Genomic DNA, 19975 nt, shown 5'->3' with positions numbered 1-19975 from the left:
GCCCGGGGCGCGCCGGTGGGGTGTGGGGGGCGCGCCCCAGGGGGAAGCGGGGCCCGGGGAAGGTGGGGGGTGGCGTACGGAGGGGTGCTCCCGCTGGTTTACCGGGTGGCGCGGCGGCGTACGGCGTAGGTGGCCGCGCCGCCCGCGACGATCAGCCCGGCGGCCACGCCCGTCAGCGTGCCGACCGGTGCCGAGCTGCCGGTGGCCGCGAGCGATCCGGTGCCGCCGACGGTGCTCGCGCTGCCGCTGCTGAACGAGGCCGTACCGCTGCCGGACGACGTGCTCGCACCCGATCCGGCGGCGGCCGGGAGCTGGGCCTTCGGGTCGACGGAGACGGTGGCGGTCACCGGGTCGAGGGCCTGGCCCGGCTGGTACATGCTCTCGAACGCCCGGGAACCGGCGGCGGTCAGCGTCGCGGGGACGTTCTTGAGGGTGACGACGCCGTTCTTGGCCACGAGGGCACCGGCCGGGACCTTGAGGTCGGCGAGGGCCATGCCGGGGGTGTTGGTGACCTTGCCGGTGGCGCGGGACTTCGCGGAGACGTCCGCGACCAGCGTGCCCTTGGTGCCGGCGGCCTTGACCTTGAGGTTGCTGAACTTGAGGTCGAGCGCGCCCCCGTGGCCCGTGAAGCGCACCGAGCCGTTGAACCCGGCGGTGAGGGCGGACGTGGCGCCGTCGAACGTGCCGTGCCCCTTGGGGAAGCGGTAACCGGCGGCGGAGGTGGCGGCGCCGCCCGCGAGTTCGGCCTTGCCGTGCGCGATGGGACCGGTCACGTAGTCGCGGAAGGACTTCTTCACACCCCAGTCGAGGGTGCCGTCGACGATCTTGCCGGAGGCGGCGGCCGGGGCCTGGGCAGCGGATTCGGCGGACTCGGCGGAGGAACCGGCGGTCCGCTTCTTGCCGGTGGTGCCGGAGCCGGTCCCGGCCGCCGAACCGGCACCCGGGCCCGGGTGCGCACCGGACTCGCCGGCCCCGCCCGCCTTGCCGCCCTGCTCGCCCTTGCCGCCCTGCTCGCCCTTGCCGGGCGCGGGCGTGCCGGGCACGGGCTTCCCGGGCTTCGGTTCCCCGGGTGTGCTCGCCGGTGTCACCGACAGCGTGGCCGGGTCGAGTTCCTGGCCCTCCTTGTACATGCCGTTGAACGCTTCGGCGCCCTTGGCGGTCAGTTTGACCGGGATCTTCGCGAACGTCATCGCGCCGCCCGCGCCGCCGCCCGGGCGCACTCCCGACAGGTCGAGCGAGGCCAGCGCCACGTCGTCCTGGGTCCTGCCCGCCGCCGTGACGTCCGCGGTGATGGTCCCCGCCTTGCCCTGGGTGGCCACCTTGAGGTCCGCCAGCTTGATGTCGAAGCCGTGTGCCTTCGAGGTGAAGCGGACGCTGCCCTTGAAGGTGGTGGCGACGGCGTGGGTGCTCATGTCGTACGTGCCGGTGCCGTCCGTGAAGGTGAACGGACCGTTGCCCGGGGCCTGCCGGGCGCCGTCGGCGGTGGTGATGTCGCCGAGCGCCATGCCCGTGACGTACTTGCGGAAGGATTCCTTGACACCCCAGTCGAGGGTGCCGTTCTTCAGCTCCGGCTTCGGCGCCGGGCCTGCGGGGGCGGCCGTGGCGGTGGCGGGCAGGCACAGGGCCGCGGTGGCGGCGGCGGTGGCGACGGCTGCCGCGAGGGCGAGCGGGCGGCGTAGGACGGCCATGGTCGGTGACTCTCCTTGGGTGGGGGCGGGGTGGGGACGGTGGTGCGGTGGGGTCGGGTGGGTCAGTCCTGCGGGGGCGCCGTGGGTGCCGTACGACGGCGGGCGCGCAGGACGAGGAACGCGGCGACGGCGACGAGCAGTACGCCGGCCACGACGAGGAGGGTGACGGTGCGGGCGGAGACGGCGGAGGAGTCGGCGGCCGGTGCGGCGGCCGGGGCCTGGTGCGCCCGCTTCCCGTCCCCGGCGGCGGCCTTCGGGTCGGTGCCGAGGTCGGGGAGGGCGGGGAGCGTGGCCTTGTCGTCCACGGCCACGGCGAGCGAGACGGGGTCCATGCCGGTGCCCGCCCGGTACAGGCCGCCGAACGCCTTCGCGCCGTCGGCCGTCAGCTTCGCCGGTGCCTCGGTGAGGGTGATCAGGCCCTTCTCCGGGGTGAGCCGCCCGGCCTCGAAGGTGGCCAGCGGGGTGTGCTCCGTACGCGTACCGCCGGTGGTGACATCGGCGGCCAGGGTGCCCCGGCCGTCCTTCACCTCGACCGAGACGGCGGTGAGGGTCAGGTCCAGGTTCTCGCCGGTGAAGCGGAGGGTGCCGGCGAAGACCGCTTCCAGGGTGCCCTTTTCGGCGTCGTAGGTGCCCTTGCCGCGCGGGAAGCGGAACAGCGCGCCGCCGTCCTGGGCACCGTCGCTCAGCGTCCACGAGCCCTTGGCGATGCCGCCGGTGACGTACTCGCGGAAGGTGCGGCGCACGCCCCAGTCGACGGCGGCGTCGGTGAAGGTGCCGCGCTCCGCGTCCTTGGCGCCGGGGACGCCGGAGGGGGTGGCCTCCGGGGAAGGCGCCGGGCTCTCGGCACCGGCCCGTACATCCGCCGACAGGCTCACCGGATCGAGCTGCGTGCCCTCCGTGTAGTACCCGGCGAAGGCCCGCGCACCCTGTGCGGTCAGCTTCGCGGGCACGTTGGTGAGCGCGATCGGCGAGCCGCCGCCGCGGGTGTCCAGGCCCCCGAGGTCGAGCGTGGCCAGCGGCACCCGGGCGGCCGTGGTGACGCGGCCGGTGCCCTTCTCCTTGCTGGTCATGTCGGCGAAGAGGGTGCCGCGTCCGTCGGCGACGGCGACCCGGGGGCGGCTGATGGTCAGGTCCAGTTCGTACGAGCCGTCCGGCTTGCGGTGGCCGGTGAAGTGGACGCCGCCGGAGAAGCCCGCCGTCAGGGCGCCGCTGTCCGGGTCGTAGCCGCCGGTGGCGGAGTGGAAGCGGAACCGGCTGTCGCCGACCGTGGCGGCGCCGCCGGTCAGGCTCCAACTGCCGTGCGCGATGGGCCCGGTGACATAGGACTGGAAGGAGGACTTGATACCCCAGTCCAGCCGCCCGCCCGCCACCGTCCGGGCCGCCGCCTGCGCGGTGTCCGCGGGCAGCGCGGGGAGCAGCGTGCCCAGCAGCGCCACCAGGAAGGCGGCGGCGAGCACGCGGGCACGGCCGCGTCCGCGGCCGCGGGCCGGTCTGAACGGCAGCATCGGGGACCCCTCCAGGGCTAGCGATTAAGGTAAGGCTAACCTAAGCTAAACGCGGCTGCCTACGGAACCCCGGGAGCAGCCCGGAGCCTCCCCGGCACCACCGGACACCGGCCAACCGGCGTACACAGAAAGGCGGGACAGTGACAGCAACCTTCCGGGAGCCGGTCCGCCGACGCCTGTTCCGGGGGCCGGGCCGCCGGCTTCTGTCCCGGGAGCCGGACCGTCGGCGCCCGTCCCCGGAGCCCGTCCGCCGACGTCTGTCCCGCCCCGCCGGCGCGCTGGCCGCCACCCTCGTCCTGGCCCTCGCGGTCACCGGCTGCGGCGGCGGTACGGACACCGCCGCTCCCACCGACCGGCCCGCCGCCAAGCCCGCCGCCGACCGCGTCGAGCCGCTGGCCGGCCCCGCGCCCCGGCCCGGACTGCCCGCGACCGTGCCGTCCGCCGACGGCCACGACGTGACGGTCCGCAAGGCCGACCGGATCGTGCCGCTCACCGGCTCCCTCTCGGAGATCGTCTTCTCCCTCGGACTCGGCGACCGGGTCGTCGCACGCGACATCACCGCCACCTTCGAACAGGCCGCCAAGCTGCCCGTGGTGACCCGCGCGCACGACGTGTCGGCGGAGAACGTGCTGTCGCTCAAGCCCGACGTGGTGCTGGCGGACACCTCCACCGGACCGGCCGAGGCCATCGGCCAGATACGGGCGGCCGGCATCCCGGTCGTCACGTACAAGCCGGCGACCCGGATGGCCGACGTCGGCACCCGTATCGACGCGGTGGCGGCGGCTCTCGGCGTACGGAAGGCGGGCGACGCGCTCAAGTCGCGCACCGCTCAGCGGATCAAGGCCGTCGAGAAGGACATCCCGCACACGGGCGACCGCCCCCGGGTGGCCTTCCTCTACCTGCGCGGCTCGGCCTCCGTCTACCTCATCGGCGGCGCCGGGTCCGGCGCGGACTCGCTGATCGAGGCGGCCGGCGGCATCGACGCGGGCAAGGAGTCCGGTCTGACGAAGGACTTCACGCCGATCACGAGCGAGGCACTGGCGAAGGCCGCGCCGGACGTGATCCTGGTGATGCGCAAGGGGCTGGAGTCCGTCGGCGGGATCGACGGCCTGGTGAAGATCCCCGGCGTGGCGCAGACACCGGCCGGGATGGACCGGCGGGTGGCCGCCGTCGACGACGGGGTGCTGCTCAACTTCGGGCCGCGGACGGACGCGGTGCTGCGCTCCCTGGTCCGGCAGATCCACGCCGAGGGGAAGTGAGATGACGGCACTTCCGCACACCGACGCGGATACGGGCTCGCACACGGGCCCGGGCGCGGGCACCAGCCCGGGCACGGACACGGGCCCGGGCGCGGACACCCGCCCCCGCCCGGGCGCGCGCCCGGACGCACCTGCCGGTACGGATGCGGGCGCCCCCGACGCCCCGGCCACCGCCCCGCCGGCCCACCGCTTCCCCCGCACCGCCCTCCTGACCGCCGGCCTCGCCCTCGCCCTGCTCGCGGGCTGTCTGCTCTCCGCCGGGCTCGGCGCCTACCGCATCCCGCTCGGCGACGTCCTCGGCTCGCTCCTGCACCATCTGCACCTCGGCGGCACCGAGTTGGACCGGGTGGGCGAGAGCGTGCTGTGGAACGTGCGGCTGCCGCGGGTCGTCCTGGCGCTGCTGGTCGGCTCCTCGCTCGGCTGCGCGGGCGCCCTCATGCAGGGCGTGTTCGGCAATCCGCTGGCCGAGCCGGGCGTCATCGGCATCTCGTCGGGCGCGGCGGTCGGTGCCGTCGGCGCCATCGCGCTCGGCCTCGGCTTCCTCGGTACGTGGACGGTGCCGGCCTGCGCGTTCGCCACCGGCCTGCTGACCGTCCTGATCGTCTACGCGCTCTCCCGCTCCGGCGGCCGGACCGAGGTCGTCACCCTGATCCTCACCGGCATCGCGGTGAACGCCTTCGCGGGCGCGCTGATCGGCCTGTTCCTCTTCTTCGCCGACAACGCGCAGGTCTCGCAGATCACCTTCTGGCAGCTCGGTTCGCTGTCCCAGGCCGTCTGGCCCAAGGTGCTGGCGGTCCTGCCCTGCGCCGTCGCCGGGCTGGCCGTCGCGCCCTGCTATGCCCGCAGACTCGACCTCCTGGCGCTCGGCGAACGCCCCGCCCGGCACCTCGGCGTGGACGTGGAACGGCTGCGCGTCGTCCTCATCCTGGTCGTCGCCCTGCTCACCGCCGCCGCCGTGGCGGTGGCCGGTGTCATCACCTTCGTCGGCCTGCTCGTCCCGCACCTGCTGCGGATGGCCGCCGGGCCCGGGCACCGCTTCCTGATCCCGGGCAGCGCCCTGGGTGGGGCCCTGGTCCTCGTCCTCGCCGACCTCGCCGCCCGCACGGCCGCCCAGCCCGCGGAGCTGCCGCTGGGTGTCCTGACCGCTCTGTTCGGCAGCCCGTTCTTCTTCTGGCTGCTGCGCAGGACCCGCCGCAAGCAAGGGGGCTGGGCATGAGCCGCGGCCGGATTCCGGTGCTCGGCAGGTGGTCCGCGGGACGCTCGCGCACCCTGCCCGGTCCCGTTCCCGACGGCACGGCGTACGCACGGGCCCGCGGCCTCGGCGTACGGATGGGCGGCCGGACGGTCCTGGACGGGGTGGACCTGGAGGTGACCGCGGGCCGGGTGCTGGCGCTCGTCGGGCCGAACGGCGCGGGCAAGTCCACGCTGCTCGCCGCGCTCGCCGCCGACCTGCCCGCCGCCACCGGGGAGGTGTGTGTCGACGGCCGCCCGGTCACCGACTGGACCGCGCCCGACCTCGCGCTGCGCCGGTCGGTCCTGCCGCAGTCCGCCGCGCTGTCCTTCCCCTTCACGGTGGCGGAGGTCGTACGGATGGGCCGGGCGCCCTGGTCGGGCACGCCGCGCGAGGACGAGGACGAGGCCGCCGTCGCGGAGGCGATGGCGGCGACCGAGGTGACCGGCTTCGCGGGACGGCCGTTCTCCGCGCTGTCCGGCGGCGAGCGGGCCCGGGTCGCGCTGGCGCGCGTCCTGGCGCAGCGCGCCCCGCTGCTGCTGCTCGACGAGCCGACCGCCGCACTGGACCTGCGCCACCAGGAGCTGGTGCTGCGGCTGTGCCGGGAGCGGGCGGCGGCGGGTGCCGCGGTCGCGGTGGTCCTGCACGACCTGGGCCTGGCGGCGGCGTACGCGGACCGGGCGGCCCTGCTGCACGACGGGCGGATCGCCGCGCAGGGCCCGCCCGCCGAGGTGTTCGGCGCCGGGCTGCTGAGCCGGGTCTACCGGCAGCCGGTCGAGGTGATCGGACACCCGCGCACCGGCGTTCCCCTGGTCATGCCGGTGCGTGCCCCCTGACCCGCGCCGGGTCCGGGCCCGGCCGCCGCGTCCCGGTATGACCGGCGGGGCGGGCAGCGCGCCAGGTCACGGTGCGGTCGCTGTTCCCGGTCCCCGCGCCCGCCCGGCTCCCCGCCCCCGGTAGGGTTGCGCCGAATCGTGCCACCCCGGCGGCCGTCCAGGCCGCCCCGGCCCCCGGTCGCCCCGAAGGAGCCCGAGCCCCATGACACGCAGGTCGCCGTTCCGGGTGCCCGTAGCGCTGACCGCCGCGAGCGCGGCGCTGCTGACGCTGAGCGGGTGCATGACCGTGCACGGCGAGCGGGAGATGCTGCCGGCGGTGTCGAAGGCGGAGGCCGCCAAGGCCGTCCAGCAGTTCGTCGACGGTTTCAACGCGTCCAACCGCAAGCTGGACCCGAAGCTGAACCCGGGCTACGAGACCGACACGCTGCTCGCCGTCGACCAGGCGCTCACCAAGGCCGGGCACGCGGTCAGCCCGCAGGGCAATCCCAAGTTCCCGCCGCTGACGCTGACCAGCCCGCACTTCACCGTGCCCCGGCAGGCGGGCTGGCCGAAGGTGTTCCTCGCGGACGCGGTCAGCAACCGCAACAACGCGCGGTGGTTCCTGGTGTTCACCCGGGACGCCGTGGGCGCCAAGTGGAAGGCGAGCTACCTCTCCACGCTGAGCGACCAGCAGGTGCCGCAGTTCAAGACGGACCGGGACGGCTACGCCGAGGTGGTGCCGGCCGACGCCAAGGACTCCGGACTGAAGATCGCCCCGGGCGGGCTGGGCAAGGCGTACGCGACGTACCTGAACACCGGCAAGGGCGGGCTCTTCGCCCCGGGGCCGCACACCGACCGGTGGCGGACGCTGCGCGAGCAGCAGGGCCGGCAGCCGGGCGCCCGCATCCAGTACGAGGACCAGCCGTCCGGTTTCGCGCCGGTCGCGCTGCGCACCAAGGACGGCGGGGCGCTGGTCTTCTTCTCGACCTACTACCACCAGCAGAAGACCGTCGCCGAGGGCTCGCGGATCAACATTCCCCCGGAGATAAAGGGGATCATGGACGGTCCGGCGAAGTCGTCCGACCGGATGACCTTCACGACCCTGTCGGAACAGGTGGTGAAGGTCCCGGCCGCGGGCGCCCCGGAGAAGGTGGCCTTCCTGCACCGGCTGGAGGCGAAGACGTCCGCCAAGTCGCTGTAGGCGGCGGGCGGCGGGGCGCGGTGCCGCGCACCGGCGTCAGCGGCCGATCGGCCAGGCCTCCGCCTCGTGGTCGTGGTCGTGCTGGTCCGCGTACTCCGCACAGGCGTCGGTGAGCGTCTCCAGGAGGGTCAGCGGGTCGGGCACCGGCCGCTCGGGGCCGCGCAGCCAGGACACCGCGGGCTGGTCACCGGGCAGCCGGGAGGGCGGCAGGAGCACGTAGCTGCCGCGGCAGTGCCAGCGCAGGCCCGGATGCTCGTCCATCGTCTCCGGATGGCAGTCCAGTTCGCAGGGCCACCACTCGTCCTCGTCGTCCGGGGTGCCGCGGGTGGCGGTGAAGAACAGCATCCGGCCCTCGCCGAACGCCGCGCCGCTCAGCGCGACCGGCCCGACCTCGATGCCGGCCGCCTCCAGCCGCTCCAGCGCGCTGCGGCCCGCCTCGGCGGGGACGTCCAGTACGTCGTGGGCGATGCCGGTGGCGGTGATGAAATTGGCCTGCGGATAGGCGCGCGCCCAGGCGGCGACCTTCTCCCGGTCGGTGCTGGCGACGGTCTGCCAGCCGAAGGAGACGGGGTGCCGGCCGGGCGTGGGACAGCCGATGCGCTCACAGGAACAGCCGTAGCCGGAGGGGTGGGCCGCCGGGGCGAGCGGGAAACCCGCGTCGGCGACCGCCAGCAGCAGGTCCTCGCGGCCTTGCGCCGCTGATCCCGTGTCCGTATCGCCGCCGTCCGAACCGCTCCTCGGCCGGCGAAGCCACTGGGAGAACCTGCTCTTGCGTTCCATCTATCCCCTCACTTCGAGCGGTGGTCTGGGATCAATGCTGCCACCATCCTCCTCCTCGGGTGACCGGAGTACGGATCCGGGGTGACCGATGAACGGGCGAATACCACCAATCCGGTCGGTATCCACCCTGATTCGTTCATCTTCCTTTACCTTCCGCGCCCCCGGTGGTATTCCCGCGCCTCACCCGGACGTGCCGCTCCGGGGCGCCCGGGGCCGCAGACCGGCGAGGACCAGGTCGACCAGCGTGTCCACGAACTCGTACGTCAGCTCCCCGGTCCGCATCAGCCAGCGCTGCGAGAACGGGCTCAGCACCAGTTCCGCCGCCACCCGCACGTCCACGTCCGGACCGATCTCCCCCCGCTCCCGGGCGGCCCGCATCCGGTCGACGTAGACCCTGATGCCGGGCTCCAGCAGCCGCTCGACGAACCGGGCCGACAGCTCCGCGTCGTTCGCCCCGGCCGCCGCGAGCGCACGGTAGGGGGCCTGCCACTTCTCGTCGTTGAACTCGTCGGCGGTGGCCCGCAGCACGAACTTGAGGTCGGCGGCGAGGTCGCCGGTGTCCGGCAGTCCGGCCTCGTAGCCCTCGACGTCCTGGGTGAAGGCGTCCAGCAGGACGGCGGCCTTCGAGGGCCACCAGCGGTAGATCGTCTGCTTGCCGACGCCGGCGCGGGCCGCGATGCCCTCGATCGTGAGCTTGTCGTAGCCGACCTCGCCGACGAGGGCGAGGGCCGCTTCGTAGATGGCGCGGCGCGAGCGTTCGCTGCGGCGGGTGGAGTCGGGCGCTGTCTTGTTGGCCATGGGCGGAGTCTAGCCAGCCATGAGCCGAGACGTATCGTCTTGACAAGACGATACGTCTCGTCGCAGACTCGACAGCGAGCGAGACGCAACGTCTCGCCAGTCGGCGGACGAAGGAGACGACCCCATGAGCAAGGGAAACGCGGGCGGCATGCTCGGCGTCGGCGGCACCCGCAGCAAGCTCTCCCGCGGCGCGCTGCGCGGCGGCCGGGGCGGCGGCGGTGTGGGCGGCGGCACGGACCCGATGGCGCAGCGGCGGGCCCTGCTGCGCAAACTCCAGGAACAACGCGGCGGACAAACCCGTCAGAAGTGAAAATCACCCGATCGGATCACTGCGCAACCGGCTCCTCCCGGTGGACGATTTGAGCGCGTACGTGCCTCGTGCGCATCCCGCGTCCCGTCCACCGTGAGGAGCCGTCCTTGCGTACACCCCGGCGCAGCGCCCGACCCCGGCGCTACTTGATGTGCCCGCCGGCCCACTTCCGGGTCAGCTACTCCATCAACCCCTGGATGGACCCGGACAAACCCGTCGATCTGCCGCTGGCCCTCGCCCAGTGGGAGGTGCTGCGCGACCGCTACCGCGCGCTCGGACACACCGTCGAGGAGCTGCGCCCCCGCCCGGACCTGCCGGACATGGTCTTCGCCGCCAACGGCGCCACCGTCGTGGACGGCCGGGTGCTGGGCGCGCGGTTCGCCTTCGAGGAGCGGCGCGGCGAGGCCGCCGTGCACGCCGCATGGTTCCGCGAGCACGGCTTCACCGAGGTCCGGGAGCCGGAGAACGTCAACGAGGCGGAGGGCGACTTCGCGGTCACCGCCTCCTGGCTGCTGGCCGGGCGCGGCTTCCGCAGCAGCCCGCTCTCGCACGCCGAGGCGCAGGAGTACTTCGGCCGCCCGGTGATCGGCCTCGACCTGGTCGACCCGCGCTACTACCACCTCGACACGGCGCTGTGCGTCCTGGACGACGCGACGGACTCGGAGGTCATGTACTACCCGGGCGCCTTCTCGGCGGGCAGCCGGGCCGTGCTGGCCCGGCTCTTCCCCGACGCCCTGATCGCCTCGCGGGCGGACGCGGAGGCGTTCGGGCTGAACGCGGTCAGCGACGGCCGGCACGTACTGCTGCCGCAGGCCGCGGTGGGGCTGTTCGAGCCGCTGCGGGAGCGCGGGTACGAGCCGGTCGGCATGGACCTGACCGAGCTGCTCAAGGGCGGCGGCAGCGTCAAGTGCTGCACACAGGAGCTGCGCCCGGCCCCCGCGTAGGAGGAGCGGCCGGCCCGCGGCGCGGCCCCGGAGCGGCGGTCAGCCGGCCGGCCGCTCCCAGGCGTCGCCCCACTCGGCGTCGCGGGCGGCCTTGTAGCGGTCGCCGTGCCGCTTGGTGACCGTGTCGCGCCGCAGCCCCTGCTCCGTACAGAGGTCCAGCAGGACCTGTCCCTTGCGGAGCTGGGGCTTGCGGACGATCCGGGACGGGGCAGAACCAGCCGCCGTACCACCCGCGGCCCCCGCGGCCTCGTCGGCCACCTCAGGCCGCACCGCCGCCACGTAGCTGAACTTCTCGTCCTCGTACGGCAGCGATCCCCCCTTGACCTGCCGGTGCAGCGAGGAGCGGGCCACCCGGGCGGACATGTGGCACCAGTCCTCGCCCGGCACGATCGGGCACGCGCCGCTGTGCGGGCACGGGGCGACGATCCGCAGCCCGGCGTCCGTCAGCTGCTCGCGGGCCTCGCGGATGCGCAGGTAGCCGTCCGGGGTGCCGGGCTCGATCAGCACAGCGGCCCGCGCGCCGGCCGCCGCCTCGACGACCGCCCGGCGGTCCTGCGGGCGCAGCTCCCCCAGCACGTACGAGACGGTGACCAGGTCCGTGTCCTCGGGCACGGCCATGCCCGCGCCGATGACCCGGCGCTGCCAGTCGGTCTCCGGCAGCACCCCGGCCGCCAGCTCGCGGCCCAGCTCCAGCGCCGGCTCGGCCCAGTCGTAGACGGTGGTGCGGTGGCCGGTCCAGGTGGCCGCCACCGCCCAGCTCGCGGCGCCGGTGCCGCCGCCGATGTCCACGTGGGTGGCGGGCGACCAGCGCGGCAGCCGCGCCGCGAAGGCGTCCAGGGCGTGCCGAACGGCCTCGAAGGTGGCGGGCATCCGGTAGGCGGCGTACGCGGCGACGTCCGCGCGGTCGCGGAGCACCGGGCTGTCGGTCGGGGTCCGGCCGCGGTAGTTGGCGATCAGCCGGTCGACGGCCCGCGCGGCCTGCGTGGGCGGCAGGCCGTCGAGCAGGCCGGCCAGTGCGGCGCGCAGTTCGTCGTGCATTCCGGCAATTTTACGGGGCGGGGGCGGCGGTTCTGCCGTGCCGTCCGGCCGGCCCCGCCCGTACCGCCCGTGCCAGCCGGGTCGCGGCCGCCGCCCGCGGCGCGCTGTCCGCCGGGCGCCGCCGCGGATGGACCGTGTTGGCCAGCAGCACCAGGAACGTGTCGGTCGCCCGGTCCAGCACCAGGCTCGTGCCGGTGAACCCGGTGTGCCCGGCCGCGCCGCGCCCCGCCAGTTCGCCCATGAAATACGGCTGGTCCACGCCGAAGCCGAGCCCCGGCGGGTCCAGCAGCAGCGCCACCGACTCCGCGCCCAGGATGCGGGCCTTCCCGTACGCGCCCCCGCTCAGCAGCGTCCGGCACAGCACCGCCAGGTCCTGCGCCGTGGAGAACAGGCCCGCGTGCCCGGCGACGCCGCCCAGCGCCCACGCGTTCTCGTCGTGCACCGCGCCGCGCACCAGGCCGCGGTCCGCCTTGGCCCACGGCCGCCGCTGGTCCTCGGTCGCGGCCACACCCGCCGGGGCCAGCGGCCCGTACGCCGTACTGGTCATCCCGAGCGGGCCGGTGATCCCCTCCGCCACGAGGGCGTCCAGCCGCTGCCCGGTGAGCCGCTCCAGGATCAGCTGGAGGGCGATGAGGTTGAGGTCGGAGTAGCGGTACGCGCCGCCGGGCGGCCCGGCGGGCGCCGCGGCCTCCTCCCACAGCAGCGCCAGCTGGGCCGCGCGTCCCCGCCGCTCGTAGAACGGCAGTTCCGGGCGCAGGCCCGAGGTGTGGGTGAGCAGGCTGCGGACGGTGATCCCGGCGGCGAAGCCCGGCAGCCACCGGTCCGCCCCGGCGTCCAGGTCCAGTCGGCCCCGCTCGGCCTGCTGCACCGCCACGATGGCGGTGTACAGCTTGGTCAGCGAGGCCAGGTCGAAGACCGTGCCGACACGCGCCGGCTCCCAGCGGTCCCGGGGCAGTTCCACGCCGCGGTCGCGCTCCGGGTCGTAGCCCGCGTAGCGCAGCGCCCAGCCCGCCGCCTCCTCCGCGGCGACCACCGGGCCGCGCCCGGCCAGCACCACGGCGCCCGCGCACCAGGGCGCGGGGCCCTCGGTCGCCTCCCGCACCCCGCGGACCAGGCGCCCCATCAAGGCGGGGTCCAGCCCCGCCGCGGCGGGGCTGCCGTATCGCAGTCTGGGTGCGTTCAGAGCCTGGTCCTCTCACCGGTCCCGGTGGCGGTCTCCTCCCTACGCTGCCACGGGCGGCACAGTCCCAGGAAGCTCAGCAGCGCCAGAACGCCACAGGAGAGCTGGACCACCGCCATCGGTACGGCGGTGTGCTCGCCCGCGATGCCGACCAGCGGCGAGGCGACGGAGCCCAGGAGGAAGGTGGAGGTGCCCAGCAGGGCCGAGGCGGAGCCCGCGGCGTGCCCGGAGCGCAGCAGCGCCTTGGTGTTCGCCGACGGCATGACCAGGCCCATCGCGGACATCAGGACGAACAGTCCGGCGGCCATCGGCCACAGCCCGACCTCGCCGAAGACGCCGCCCGCCATCAGCAGCAGAGCCGTCGCGGCGCCCGTGATCAGGGCCAGCCCGATGCCCAGCACCACGTCCAGGCTGACCCGGCCGACCAGCACCTTGCCGTTGATCTGGCCGACCAGGACCAGACCCACGGAGTTGACGCCGAACAGCAGGCTGAAGGTCTGCGGGGAGGCGCCGTAGATCTCCTGGATCACGAACGGGGAGGCGGAGATGTACGCGAACAGCGCGGCGAAGGCGAACGCGCCGACGACCAGGTAGCCGGAGAAGGCGCGGTCGGCGAGCAGGGAGCGCATGGTGCGCAGCGCCTCGCCCAGACCGCCGGAGTGCCGCTTCGCGGGCGGCAGCGTCTCGTGCAGCCGGCGCCAGACCAGCAGGGTGAGCAGCACACCGACCACGGTGAGCACGGCGAAGACGCCGCGCCAGTCGGTGATCCGCAGGATCTGTCCGCCGATCAGCGGCGCCACGACGGGCGCGACGCCGGAGATCAGCATCAGGGTGGAGAAGAAGCGGGCCATCGCCACGCCGTCGTACAGGTCGCGCACCACGGCCCGCGCGATGACGATGCCGGCCGCGCCCGCCAGGCCCTGGAGCAGGCGGAAGGCGATGAGCAGTTCGGCGTTGGTGGCCAGGGCGCACAGCGCGGTGGCGATGATGTAGACGACCATGCCCGCAAGCAGCGGCCGGCGGCGCCCCCACTTGTCGCTCATCGGCCCGACCACCATCTGGCCCAGGGCCATGCCCGCGAGGCAGGTGGTCAGGGTGAGCTGGACGGTGGCGGCCGGGCTGCGCAGCGCCTCGGTGACCTCCGGCAGGGCCGGGAGGTACATGTCCATGGAGAGCGGCGGCACCGCGGTCAGGCCGCCGAGGATCAGGGTGACGAGCAGGCTGGTACGGCGGGACGCGGCGGGCGGCGCCGCCACGTCCCGCTCGGCTATCGGAACGCTGTCCTGGGGCTCCGTCGTTCCGGTGCCGGGGTCCGTCATGAGTCTCTCCATGGATGATTGATGTCTTGACCATGGTGTCATGCACGGAACGGACTCCGGCGCGCTTTCGGCCAGGACCTTGGAAGGGGGACCACGGACCTAGGACGCGCATCGAAAGTGTCTGGTGGGGAAACCGGGGCCCGTGTTTCCATTCCGCAGTGAACACCGAGAGCTCCGGAACGCCTGCCGAGAGGCCGGGCCCCCGCGTCCGGCGGAGGACCGATGCCGACGTCGAGGAGTGCGTGCGGGTCCTCGCGGAAGTCCACCGGCGTGATGGCTATCCGGTGAACTGGCCTGCTCGGCCCGGCGCGTGGCTGTCCTGTGGCCCCCTGCTGGGCTCCTGGGTCGCCGAGCTCGAAGGACGCCCCGTCGGACATGTCGGTCTGTCGCGAAGCGGCGAGGGAGACCTGGCCCCGACGCTGTGGAGCGAGCGGAACGGGACGACGCGGGAGGCCACCGCCGTGGTCGGCAGGCTGTTCGTCGCCCCGTGGGCGCGGGGCCGCCGGATCGGCGCACTGCTGATCGGCCGGGCGGTGCGGGAAGCGCGGCACCACGGCCTGCATCCGGTACTCGACGTCGTCGCGTCCGACATCGCCGCGGCGGCCCTGTACGAGCGGCTGGGCTGGGAGCTGATGGCCACGGTCGAGCAGGCGTGGAGCCCGCGCCAGACCGTGGCCGTCCGCTGTTACGCGGCGCCCCGTACGGGCCTCAGGCCGGCTTGAGCCCCGGGCTGCCCGCCTCGGACACGAACGATCCCGCCGTGACCACCGGCGCCCCCGGCCGGGTGACCGCCGACACCGTGCGGAAGTCGGCGCGGGCCTTCTCCCGGTCCAGCGTGACGGTCACGTAGCCACGGCGGCCGTTGTAGAACTTCAGGTGCGGATTGGCCGCCATGTACGTGCCCCAGTTGGCCGGCTTGTCCGCGCCGTCCTCGCCGCTGGCGATCGAGGTGGTCACGAACTCCACGCCCACGGTGCGCGACTTCTCATCCCGGAAGTCCCGCTTGATGTCGAAAGCGTAGTGGACGTGCACATCGCCGGTCAGGACGACGAGGTTGTCCGCACCGGCCGCCTCCGCCCCCTTCAGCACCCGCTCGCGGGAGGCCGGGTAGCCGTCCCAGGAGTCCATGCTGAGCTTGTAGCCGGGGCCGGTGGCGTTGCGGCGCTCGGCGAAGGTGACCTGCTGCGGCAGCACGTTCCACAGCGCGGACGAGGACCGCCAGCCGTCGATCAGCCAGCGCTCCTGCTTCGCGCCGGTCAGGGTGCGCCTCGGGTCGGTGGACTCGGGGCCCGGGGTGCGCCAGCCGTCGCCGTACGCCTGGTCGGAGCGGTACTGGCGGGTGTCGAGGATGTCGAACTGGGCCAGCTGCCCGAAGTGCATACGCCGGTAGAGCTGGGCGTCCGGGCCGTGTGGCTGCTGCGGGCGGCGCAGCGGCTGGTTCTCCCAGTACGCGCGGTAGGCGGCGGCCCGGCGCAGCAGGAACTCGCCCTTGGGGGCGTTGTTCTCGCTCACGTCGTCGGCGTAATTGTTCTCCACCTCGTGGTCGTCCCAGGTGACGATGAACGGGTGCGCGGCGTGCGCGGCCTGGAGGTCGGGGTCGGACTTGTAGAGCGCGTACCGCAGCCGGTAGTCCTCCAGCGTCACCGTCTCGCGGTTGAAGCGCGCGGGCAGCTTGCGGTCGGTGTATTTGCGCGCGCCGCCGACGGCGTCCACCGGGTACTCGTACAGGTAGTCGCCGAGGTGGAAGACGACGTCGAGGTCTTCGGCGGCCAGGTGCCGGTGAGCGGTGTAGTAGCCGTCGTGGTACGCCTGGCAGGAGACGACGCCCAGCCGCAGTTCGGAGTTCTTCGCGCCGCGCGCGGGCGCGGTGCGGGTGCGGCCCACCGGGCTGATCCAGTTGCCCGCCCGGAAGCGGTAGTAGTAGACGCGGTCCGGCGCGAGGCCGGTGGCCTCGATGTGCACCGCGTGGTTGAACTCCGGATGCGCCTCGGCCCGTCCGCGCCCCGCCAGCCGCCGGAACCGCTCGTCGTACGCGACCTCCCAGCGCACCGTGACGCGCGCCTTGGGCATGCCGCTGCCCGGCTCGTACGGCTTGGGGGCGAGCCGGGTCCACAGCACGACGGAACCGGGCAACGGGTCGCCGGAGGCCACCCCGAGCGTGAAGGGGTTCTCGGTGATCTTGCGGGCGTCGGCCTCGGCGGCGGCGTACGCGACGCCGGTGCCCGGCAGGTTGACCGCGAAGGCGAGCGCCGCGGCGGCCCCGGTGCCGGTGAGGAAGCGGCGCCGGGCGAGCTGTGCGGCGGCGGCCCGCAGCTCCGGGCCGTGCGGCACCTCGTGGGGCCCCTGTGCGGGCCGCGCGTCCTGCTCGTAGTGACCTTGACGGGCCATCTGCCCCTCCCTGGGCCGGTGTTGTCACCAGCGATTGGAGGGGCGGAGGACGGCGTACCGCTGTCCCGCGTTCGACGCACACATGACAAGCCGGTGATCTCTGCGCCCGGTTCGGACGGCGCCGGACATTCCCCACGGAACCGCATGAGCCCTACCGTCCCCCGCCCGGCCGGCCGCTCCGTAGGATTCGGGGCATGGCTGAGCTGATGGGGCGGGACGGCACGTGGTCCTTCGACGGCGAGCAGGTGCGGATCGTGCCGGGGCGGGACCGCGGCGTGCACCGGCTGCGGCAGGACCTCGGCGAGATCTCCGTACCGCTCACGGCGCTGGCCGGCATCGCGTACGAACCGGCGCGCAAGGGCGGCCGGTTGCGCCTGCGGCTGCGGGACGGCGCCGATCCGCTGCTGTACGTCACCGGCGGCGGCCTGCCGGACGACGCGAACCCCTACCAGGTGGCCGTGGACCCGGACCGCACCGGCGTCGCCGAGTACTTCGCCGACGAGGTGCGCCGGTCCCTGCTGCTCGACCAGGTGGACACCGGGCCCGCCGACCGCTACCTGCTGCCGGGGCCCGCCGTGCCGCTGTCCGCCGCGGGGGTGGACGGGACGGCGACCTTCGACGGGCAGGTGGTGCACCTCGAATGGCGCTGGAACACCACCGAGAGCAAGAAGCAGGCGGGCACCCGCAGCTTCGCCCTCACCGAACTGGAGGCGGTCGAGTGGCGCCCCGCCGTCGGCCTGGAATCCGGCTATCTGCGCTTCCGGCCGAAGGGCCACACGCCGACGCTGAAGCCGGAGTACGACCCGAACGCCATCGAACTGTGGGGCTTCAAGAAGGAGAGCGGCCAGACGGCGCTGCTCGCGGCGGCGGTCGCGGCACGGCTGCCGCATCCGTCGGGCGGGGGCAGGGCGGGTGTGGGGACGGGCAGGGGCCCTGGCGTGGGCTCGGACGCGGCTCCGGCTGCGGCTGCGGCTCTGGAGAAGGGGGCCGGCGGTACGGGCGGCGGGGAGGACGCCGACGTCCTCCTGCGCCGGCTGCGGGAGCTGGGCGAACTCCACCAGAGCGGCATCCTGACCGCCGAGGAGTTCGCCGCGGCCAAGGCCGCGGTGCTCAAGAGCTTCCACGGGGCGGGGTGAGCGAGGCGTCAACGGCTCGCTCGGGGGCGGGGTGAGCGAGCGTCCGCCGCCCGGCCGGGGCGGAGGGAGCCGAGGCGTCCGCCGCCCGGCCTGGGCAAGGTGAACGCGGTCTCCGCTACCCGGCCGAGGCGAGGGGAACGCGGCCTCCGCTGCCCGGCCGGGCGCCGGCCGCCCTACCCTGCCGCCATGACGACACCCGACACCCGCGCCTCCTCCGGCACCACCCCCACCCCGATCGCCCTGGTCACCGGCGCCGGTTCCGGCATCGGCCGCGCCGTAGCCCTGGCCCTGGCCGGGGCCGGCTGGTCGGTGGTGCTCGCCGGGCGGCGCGCCGACGCCCTCCAGGAGACCGCCCGCCTGGCGGCACCCGCCGCGGACACCGCCGGGCCCGCCGGCACCGGCACGCCCGCCACCCTGTGCGTACCGGCCGACGTGACCCGTCCCGACCAGGTGGACGCCCTGTTCGCCGCCGTACGCGAGCGCTTCGGCCGGCTGGACCTGCTGTTCAACAACGCCGGTACGTTCGGCCCGCCGGTACCGCTCGACGAGCTGTCGTACGCCGACTGGTCCAAGGTCGTCGACGTCAACCTCACCGGCGCCTTCCTGTGCGCCCAGGCGGCTTTCCGCATGATGAAGGAACAGCACCCGCGCGGCGGCCGCATCATCAACAACGGCTCGGTCTCCGCGCACGTGCCGCGCCCGCACTCGATCGCCTACACCGCCACCAAGCACGCGATGACCGGCCTGACCAAGTCGCTGTCCCTGGACGGGCGCCCGTACGACATCGCCTGCGGACAGCTCGACATCGGCAACGCGGCGACCGAGATGACCGGCCGGATGCAGACCGGAATCCTCCAGGCCAACGGCACCACCGCGGTCGAGCCGGTGATGGACGCGGCGGACGTGGCCCGCACGGTCCTGCACATGGCGCAGCTGCCCCTGGGGGCGAACGTGCAGTTCGCGACGGTGATGGCGACGGCCATGCCGTACATCGGCCGCGGCTGACACCGGTCGGCCGCCCGCCGGCCCACCGCGCCGGACCGCCTCGCCGGCCACCGGCCGCCTTCCGGACTTCCCCGCGCCGTGCTCCTGACAGACGGCGCGTCCGGTGGGACTCTTCCTGACGCACGTCCATCCGCACCGCTCATCTGCCGGGCCGCGGAATCCGCGGCCACGTAGTCGACGGCCGCGCGGTTCGCCACGCGGCCCCGCAGAAGGAGTCACGCGTGAGACGAATCGTCAGCACCTCCCACGGCGCCCGCCGGCGCGGCGCGTCCCGTGTCGTCGCCGGTGCCCTGACCGCCGCCGGCGCCCTGCTCGTCTCGGCCCTCCAGACCGGCCCGGCCGGCGCGGCCGGTACGTCCGGCACGGGTACGGCGCCCGAGCGGACCGGAACCACCGCGTCAGCGCCCGCCGCCTCGGGGTCCTCGGCGTCCTCCGTGGCCGGCTTCTGGACGGCCGAGCGGATGCGCGAAGCCACCCCGCTCGACCTGCTGACCACCGGGGCCGAGGCGGCGCCGGGCTCCGGCACGGCGGCGGACACCGCCGCCCCGTCCGTACGGCGCGGCCCGGAGCGCACCGTACGTCCCACCCTCCCCACCACCACCGCGGCCGCCCCCGTCCCCAAGTCCTTCCCGCAGGCGGGCGCCCCGTGGACCGGTGGCGGCGCCGTCACGAACACCGCGGGCCGGGTGTTCTTCACCTACCAGGGCCGGACCGCCTCCTGCTCGGGCAACGCCGTCACCAGCGCGAACAAGAGCACGGTGATCACCGCCGGGCACTGTGTGAAGCTCAACGGCGCCTGGCACAGCGACTGGATCTTCGTGCCGGGCTACCACGACGGCCAGGCCCCGTACGGCAAGTGGGCCGCGTCCAAGACGCTCGCCACACCGCAGTGGACGGCGAGCGAGGACATCAACTACGACGTGGGCGCCGCGGTCGTCGCCCCGCTGAACGGGCAGCGGCTGACCGACGTCGTCGGCGGACAGGGCCTGGCCTTCAACACCGGCTACAACAAGCCGATGTACGCCTTCGGCTATCCGGCCGCCGCGCCGTACGACGGCAGCAAGCTCATCTACTGCAGCGGCAACACCATCAAGGACCCGCTGTTCTCCACGGACCACGGCATGTCCTGCAACATGACCGGCGGCTCCAGCGGCGGCCCGTGGTTCACCCGCTTCGACGAGGCCACGGGCACCGGCCTCCAGTCCTCCGTGAACAGCTTCGGCTACACCTTCCTGCCCAACAGGATGTTCGGGCCGTACTTCGGCGCCGACGCCGAGAACCTCTACAACCAGGCGCAGTCCAGCTGATCCGCCCGCATCCGGGCCGGAGCCGGGCCCGGCGGCACGCGTCGTCCGGAGGTGGGGCCGTCGCCCGCCCC

At 74.2% G+C, this 19975-nt stretch carries 18 protein-coding genes; 10 read left to right on the top strand and 8 right to left on the bottom strand.

Features of this window, described 5'->3' with window-relative positions; translation table 11 throughout:
* Positions 1–98: 98 nt before the first annotated feature.
* Positions 99–1688, bottom strand: coding sequence for an HtaA domain-containing protein (locus ACH4FX_RS14510; protein ID WP_398478673.1), 1590 nt, complete (start codon positions 1686–1688; stop codon positions 99–101).
* A 62-nt stretch (positions 1689–1750) separates the two neighbouring features.
* Entirely contained in the window at positions 1751–3193 is a 1443-nt protein-coding gene (locus tag ACH4FX_RS14505; protein ID WP_398478671.1) for an HtaA domain-containing protein, read from the bottom strand.
* 203 nt (positions 3194–3396) lie between these two features.
* Here ACH4FX_RS14505 and ACH4FX_RS14500 point away from each other — a divergent pair, with 203 nt between their 5' ends.
* The 4 genes from ACH4FX_RS14500 to ACH4FX_RS14485 all read left to right on the top strand — a co-directional run bounded on the left by ACH4FX_RS14500 (position 3397) and on the right by ACH4FX_RS14485 (position 7699).
* Positions 3397–4452, top strand: coding sequence for a hemin ABC transporter substrate-binding protein (locus ACH4FX_RS14500; RefSeq protein ID WP_398478997.1), 1056 nt, complete (start codon positions 3397–3399; stop codon positions 4450–4452).
* Position 4453: 1 nt separating this feature from the next.
* Positions 4454–5668: a FecCD family ABC transporter permease gene (locus ACH4FX_RS14495; protein WP_398478669.1), complete on the top strand. Its 1215-nt coding sequence runs from the start codon at positions 4454–4456 to the stop codon at positions 5666–5668.
* Positions 5665–6519 carry a heme ABC transporter ATP-binding protein gene (locus ACH4FX_RS14490; RefSeq protein ID WP_398478667.1) on the top strand — a complete coding sequence of 285 codons (855 nt, stop codon included), beginning with the start codon at positions 5665–5667 and terminating at the stop codon, positions 6517–6519. The genes ACH4FX_RS14495 and ACH4FX_RS14490 overlap by 4 nt, the downstream gene beginning before the upstream one ends.
* A gap of 202 nt (positions 6520–6721) precedes the next feature.
* Positions 6722–7699, top strand: a complete 978-nt coding sequence (locus ACH4FX_RS14485) for a hypothetical protein (protein WP_398478666.1) — start codon at positions 6722–6724, stop codon at positions 7697–7699.
* Positions 7700–7735: 36 nt separating this feature from the next.
* Here the strand turns inward: ACH4FX_RS14485 and ACH4FX_RS14480 are convergent, their stop codons facing one another.
* Together ACH4FX_RS14480 and ACH4FX_RS14475 are read right to left on the bottom strand one after the other, a co-directional pair.
* Positions 7736–8479 carry a bifunctional DNA primase/polymerase gene (locus tag ACH4FX_RS14480; RefSeq protein ID WP_398478664.1) on the bottom strand — a complete coding sequence of 248 codons (744 nt, stop codon included), beginning with the start codon at positions 8477–8479 and terminating at the stop codon, positions 7736–7738.
* A gap of 180 nt (positions 8480–8659) precedes the next feature.
* Positions 8660–9277 carry a TetR/AcrR family transcriptional regulator gene (locus ACH4FX_RS14475; protein ID WP_398478662.1) on the bottom strand — a complete coding sequence of 206 codons (618 nt, stop codon included), beginning with the start codon at positions 9275–9277 and terminating at the stop codon, positions 8660–8662.
* Between the two features lie 124 nt (positions 9278–9401).
* On the opposite strand from ACH4FX_RS14475, the gene ACH4FX_RS14470 reads away from it, so the two are divergent.
* Entirely contained in the window at positions 9402–9587 is a 186-nt protein-coding gene (locus tag ACH4FX_RS14470) for a DUF6243 family protein (protein WP_398478660.1), read from the top strand.
* A 107-nt stretch (positions 9588–9694) separates the two neighbouring features.
* Positions 9695–10531 carry a dimethylargininase gene (gene ddaH / locus ACH4FX_RS14465; RefSeq protein WP_398478658.1) on the top strand — a complete coding sequence of 279 codons (837 nt, stop codon included), beginning with the start codon at positions 9695–9697 and terminating at the stop codon, positions 10529–10531.
* Between the two features lie 39 nt (positions 10532–10570).
* Here ddaH and ACH4FX_RS14460 read toward each other — a convergent pair whose 3' ends face one another.
* Genes ACH4FX_RS14460 through ACH4FX_RS14450 form a run of 3 tightly spaced genes read right to left on the bottom strand, consistent with a single transcriptional unit; the run spans position 10571 to position 14068 of the window.
* Positions 10571–11569 (bottom strand): small ribosomal subunit Rsm22 family protein, encoded by a 999-nt coding sequence (locus tag ACH4FX_RS14460; protein ID WP_398478656.1) that lies wholly within the window; start codon positions 11567–11569, stop codon positions 10571–10573.
* A 10-nt stretch (positions 11570–11579) separates the two neighbouring features.
* A complete protein-coding gene (locus ACH4FX_RS14455; RefSeq protein ID WP_398478654.1) occupies positions 11580–12692 on the bottom strand; it encodes a serine hydrolase domain-containing protein in 1113 nt (370 codons plus the stop codon).
* A gap of 56 nt (positions 12693–12748) precedes the next feature.
* On the bottom strand, positions 12749–14068 hold the full coding sequence (locus ACH4FX_RS14450) for a multidrug effflux MFS transporter (protein ID WP_398478652.1): 1320 nt from the start codon (positions 14066–14068) through the stop codon (positions 12749–12751).
* A gap of 242 nt (positions 14069–14310) precedes the next feature.
* Here ACH4FX_RS14450 and ACH4FX_RS14445 point away from each other — a divergent pair, with 242 nt between their 5' ends.
* Positions 14311–14790 carry a GNAT family N-acetyltransferase gene (locus tag ACH4FX_RS14445; RefSeq protein ID WP_398478995.1) on the top strand — a complete coding sequence of 160 codons (480 nt, stop codon included), beginning with the start codon at positions 14311–14313 and terminating at the stop codon, positions 14788–14790.
* Here the strand turns inward: ACH4FX_RS14445 and ACH4FX_RS14440 are convergent.
* Positions 14777–16456: an alkaline phosphatase D family protein gene (locus ACH4FX_RS14440; protein WP_398478650.1), complete on the bottom strand. Its 1680-nt coding sequence runs from the start codon at positions 16454–16456 to the stop codon at positions 14777–14779. The two genes, ACH4FX_RS14445 and ACH4FX_RS14440, sit on opposite strands and share 14 nt — an antisense overlap.
* 194 nt (positions 16457–16650) lie before the next feature.
* Between ACH4FX_RS14440 and ACH4FX_RS14435 the strand changes: the two genes are divergently transcribed.
* The 3 genes from ACH4FX_RS14435 (at position 16651) to ACH4FX_RS14425 (ending at position 19904) form a co-directional block, all read left to right on the top strand.
* A complete protein-coding gene (locus ACH4FX_RS14435; RefSeq protein WP_398478648.1) occupies positions 16651–17592 on the top strand; it encodes a DUF4429 domain-containing protein in 942 nt (313 codons plus the stop codon).
* A gap of 186 nt (positions 17593–17778) precedes the next feature.
* The gene (locus ACH4FX_RS14430; RefSeq protein ID WP_398478646.1) at positions 17779–18597 is read left to right on the top strand and encodes an SDR family oxidoreductase; all 819 of its coding nucleotides are present in this window, start codon (positions 17779–17781) and stop codon (positions 18595–18597) included.
* A gap of 221 nt (positions 18598–18818) precedes the next feature.
* Complete coding sequence (locus ACH4FX_RS14425) at positions 18819–19904, top strand: trypsin-like serine peptidase (protein ID WP_398478644.1); 1086 nt, start codon at positions 18819–18821, stop codon at positions 19902–19904.
* Positions 19905–19975: the final 71 nt, after the last annotated feature.

Origin of the sequence: Streptomyces sp. NPDC018019 (assembly GCF_044327805.1) — a bacterium.
In the GTDB taxonomy this organism is placed as follows: Bacteria; Actinomycetota; Actinomycetes; order Streptomycetales; family Streptomycetaceae; genus Streptomyces.
The sequence above is the reverse complement of the archived record's forward strand: the minus strand, read 5'-3'. Positions and strand labels throughout refer to the sequence as shown.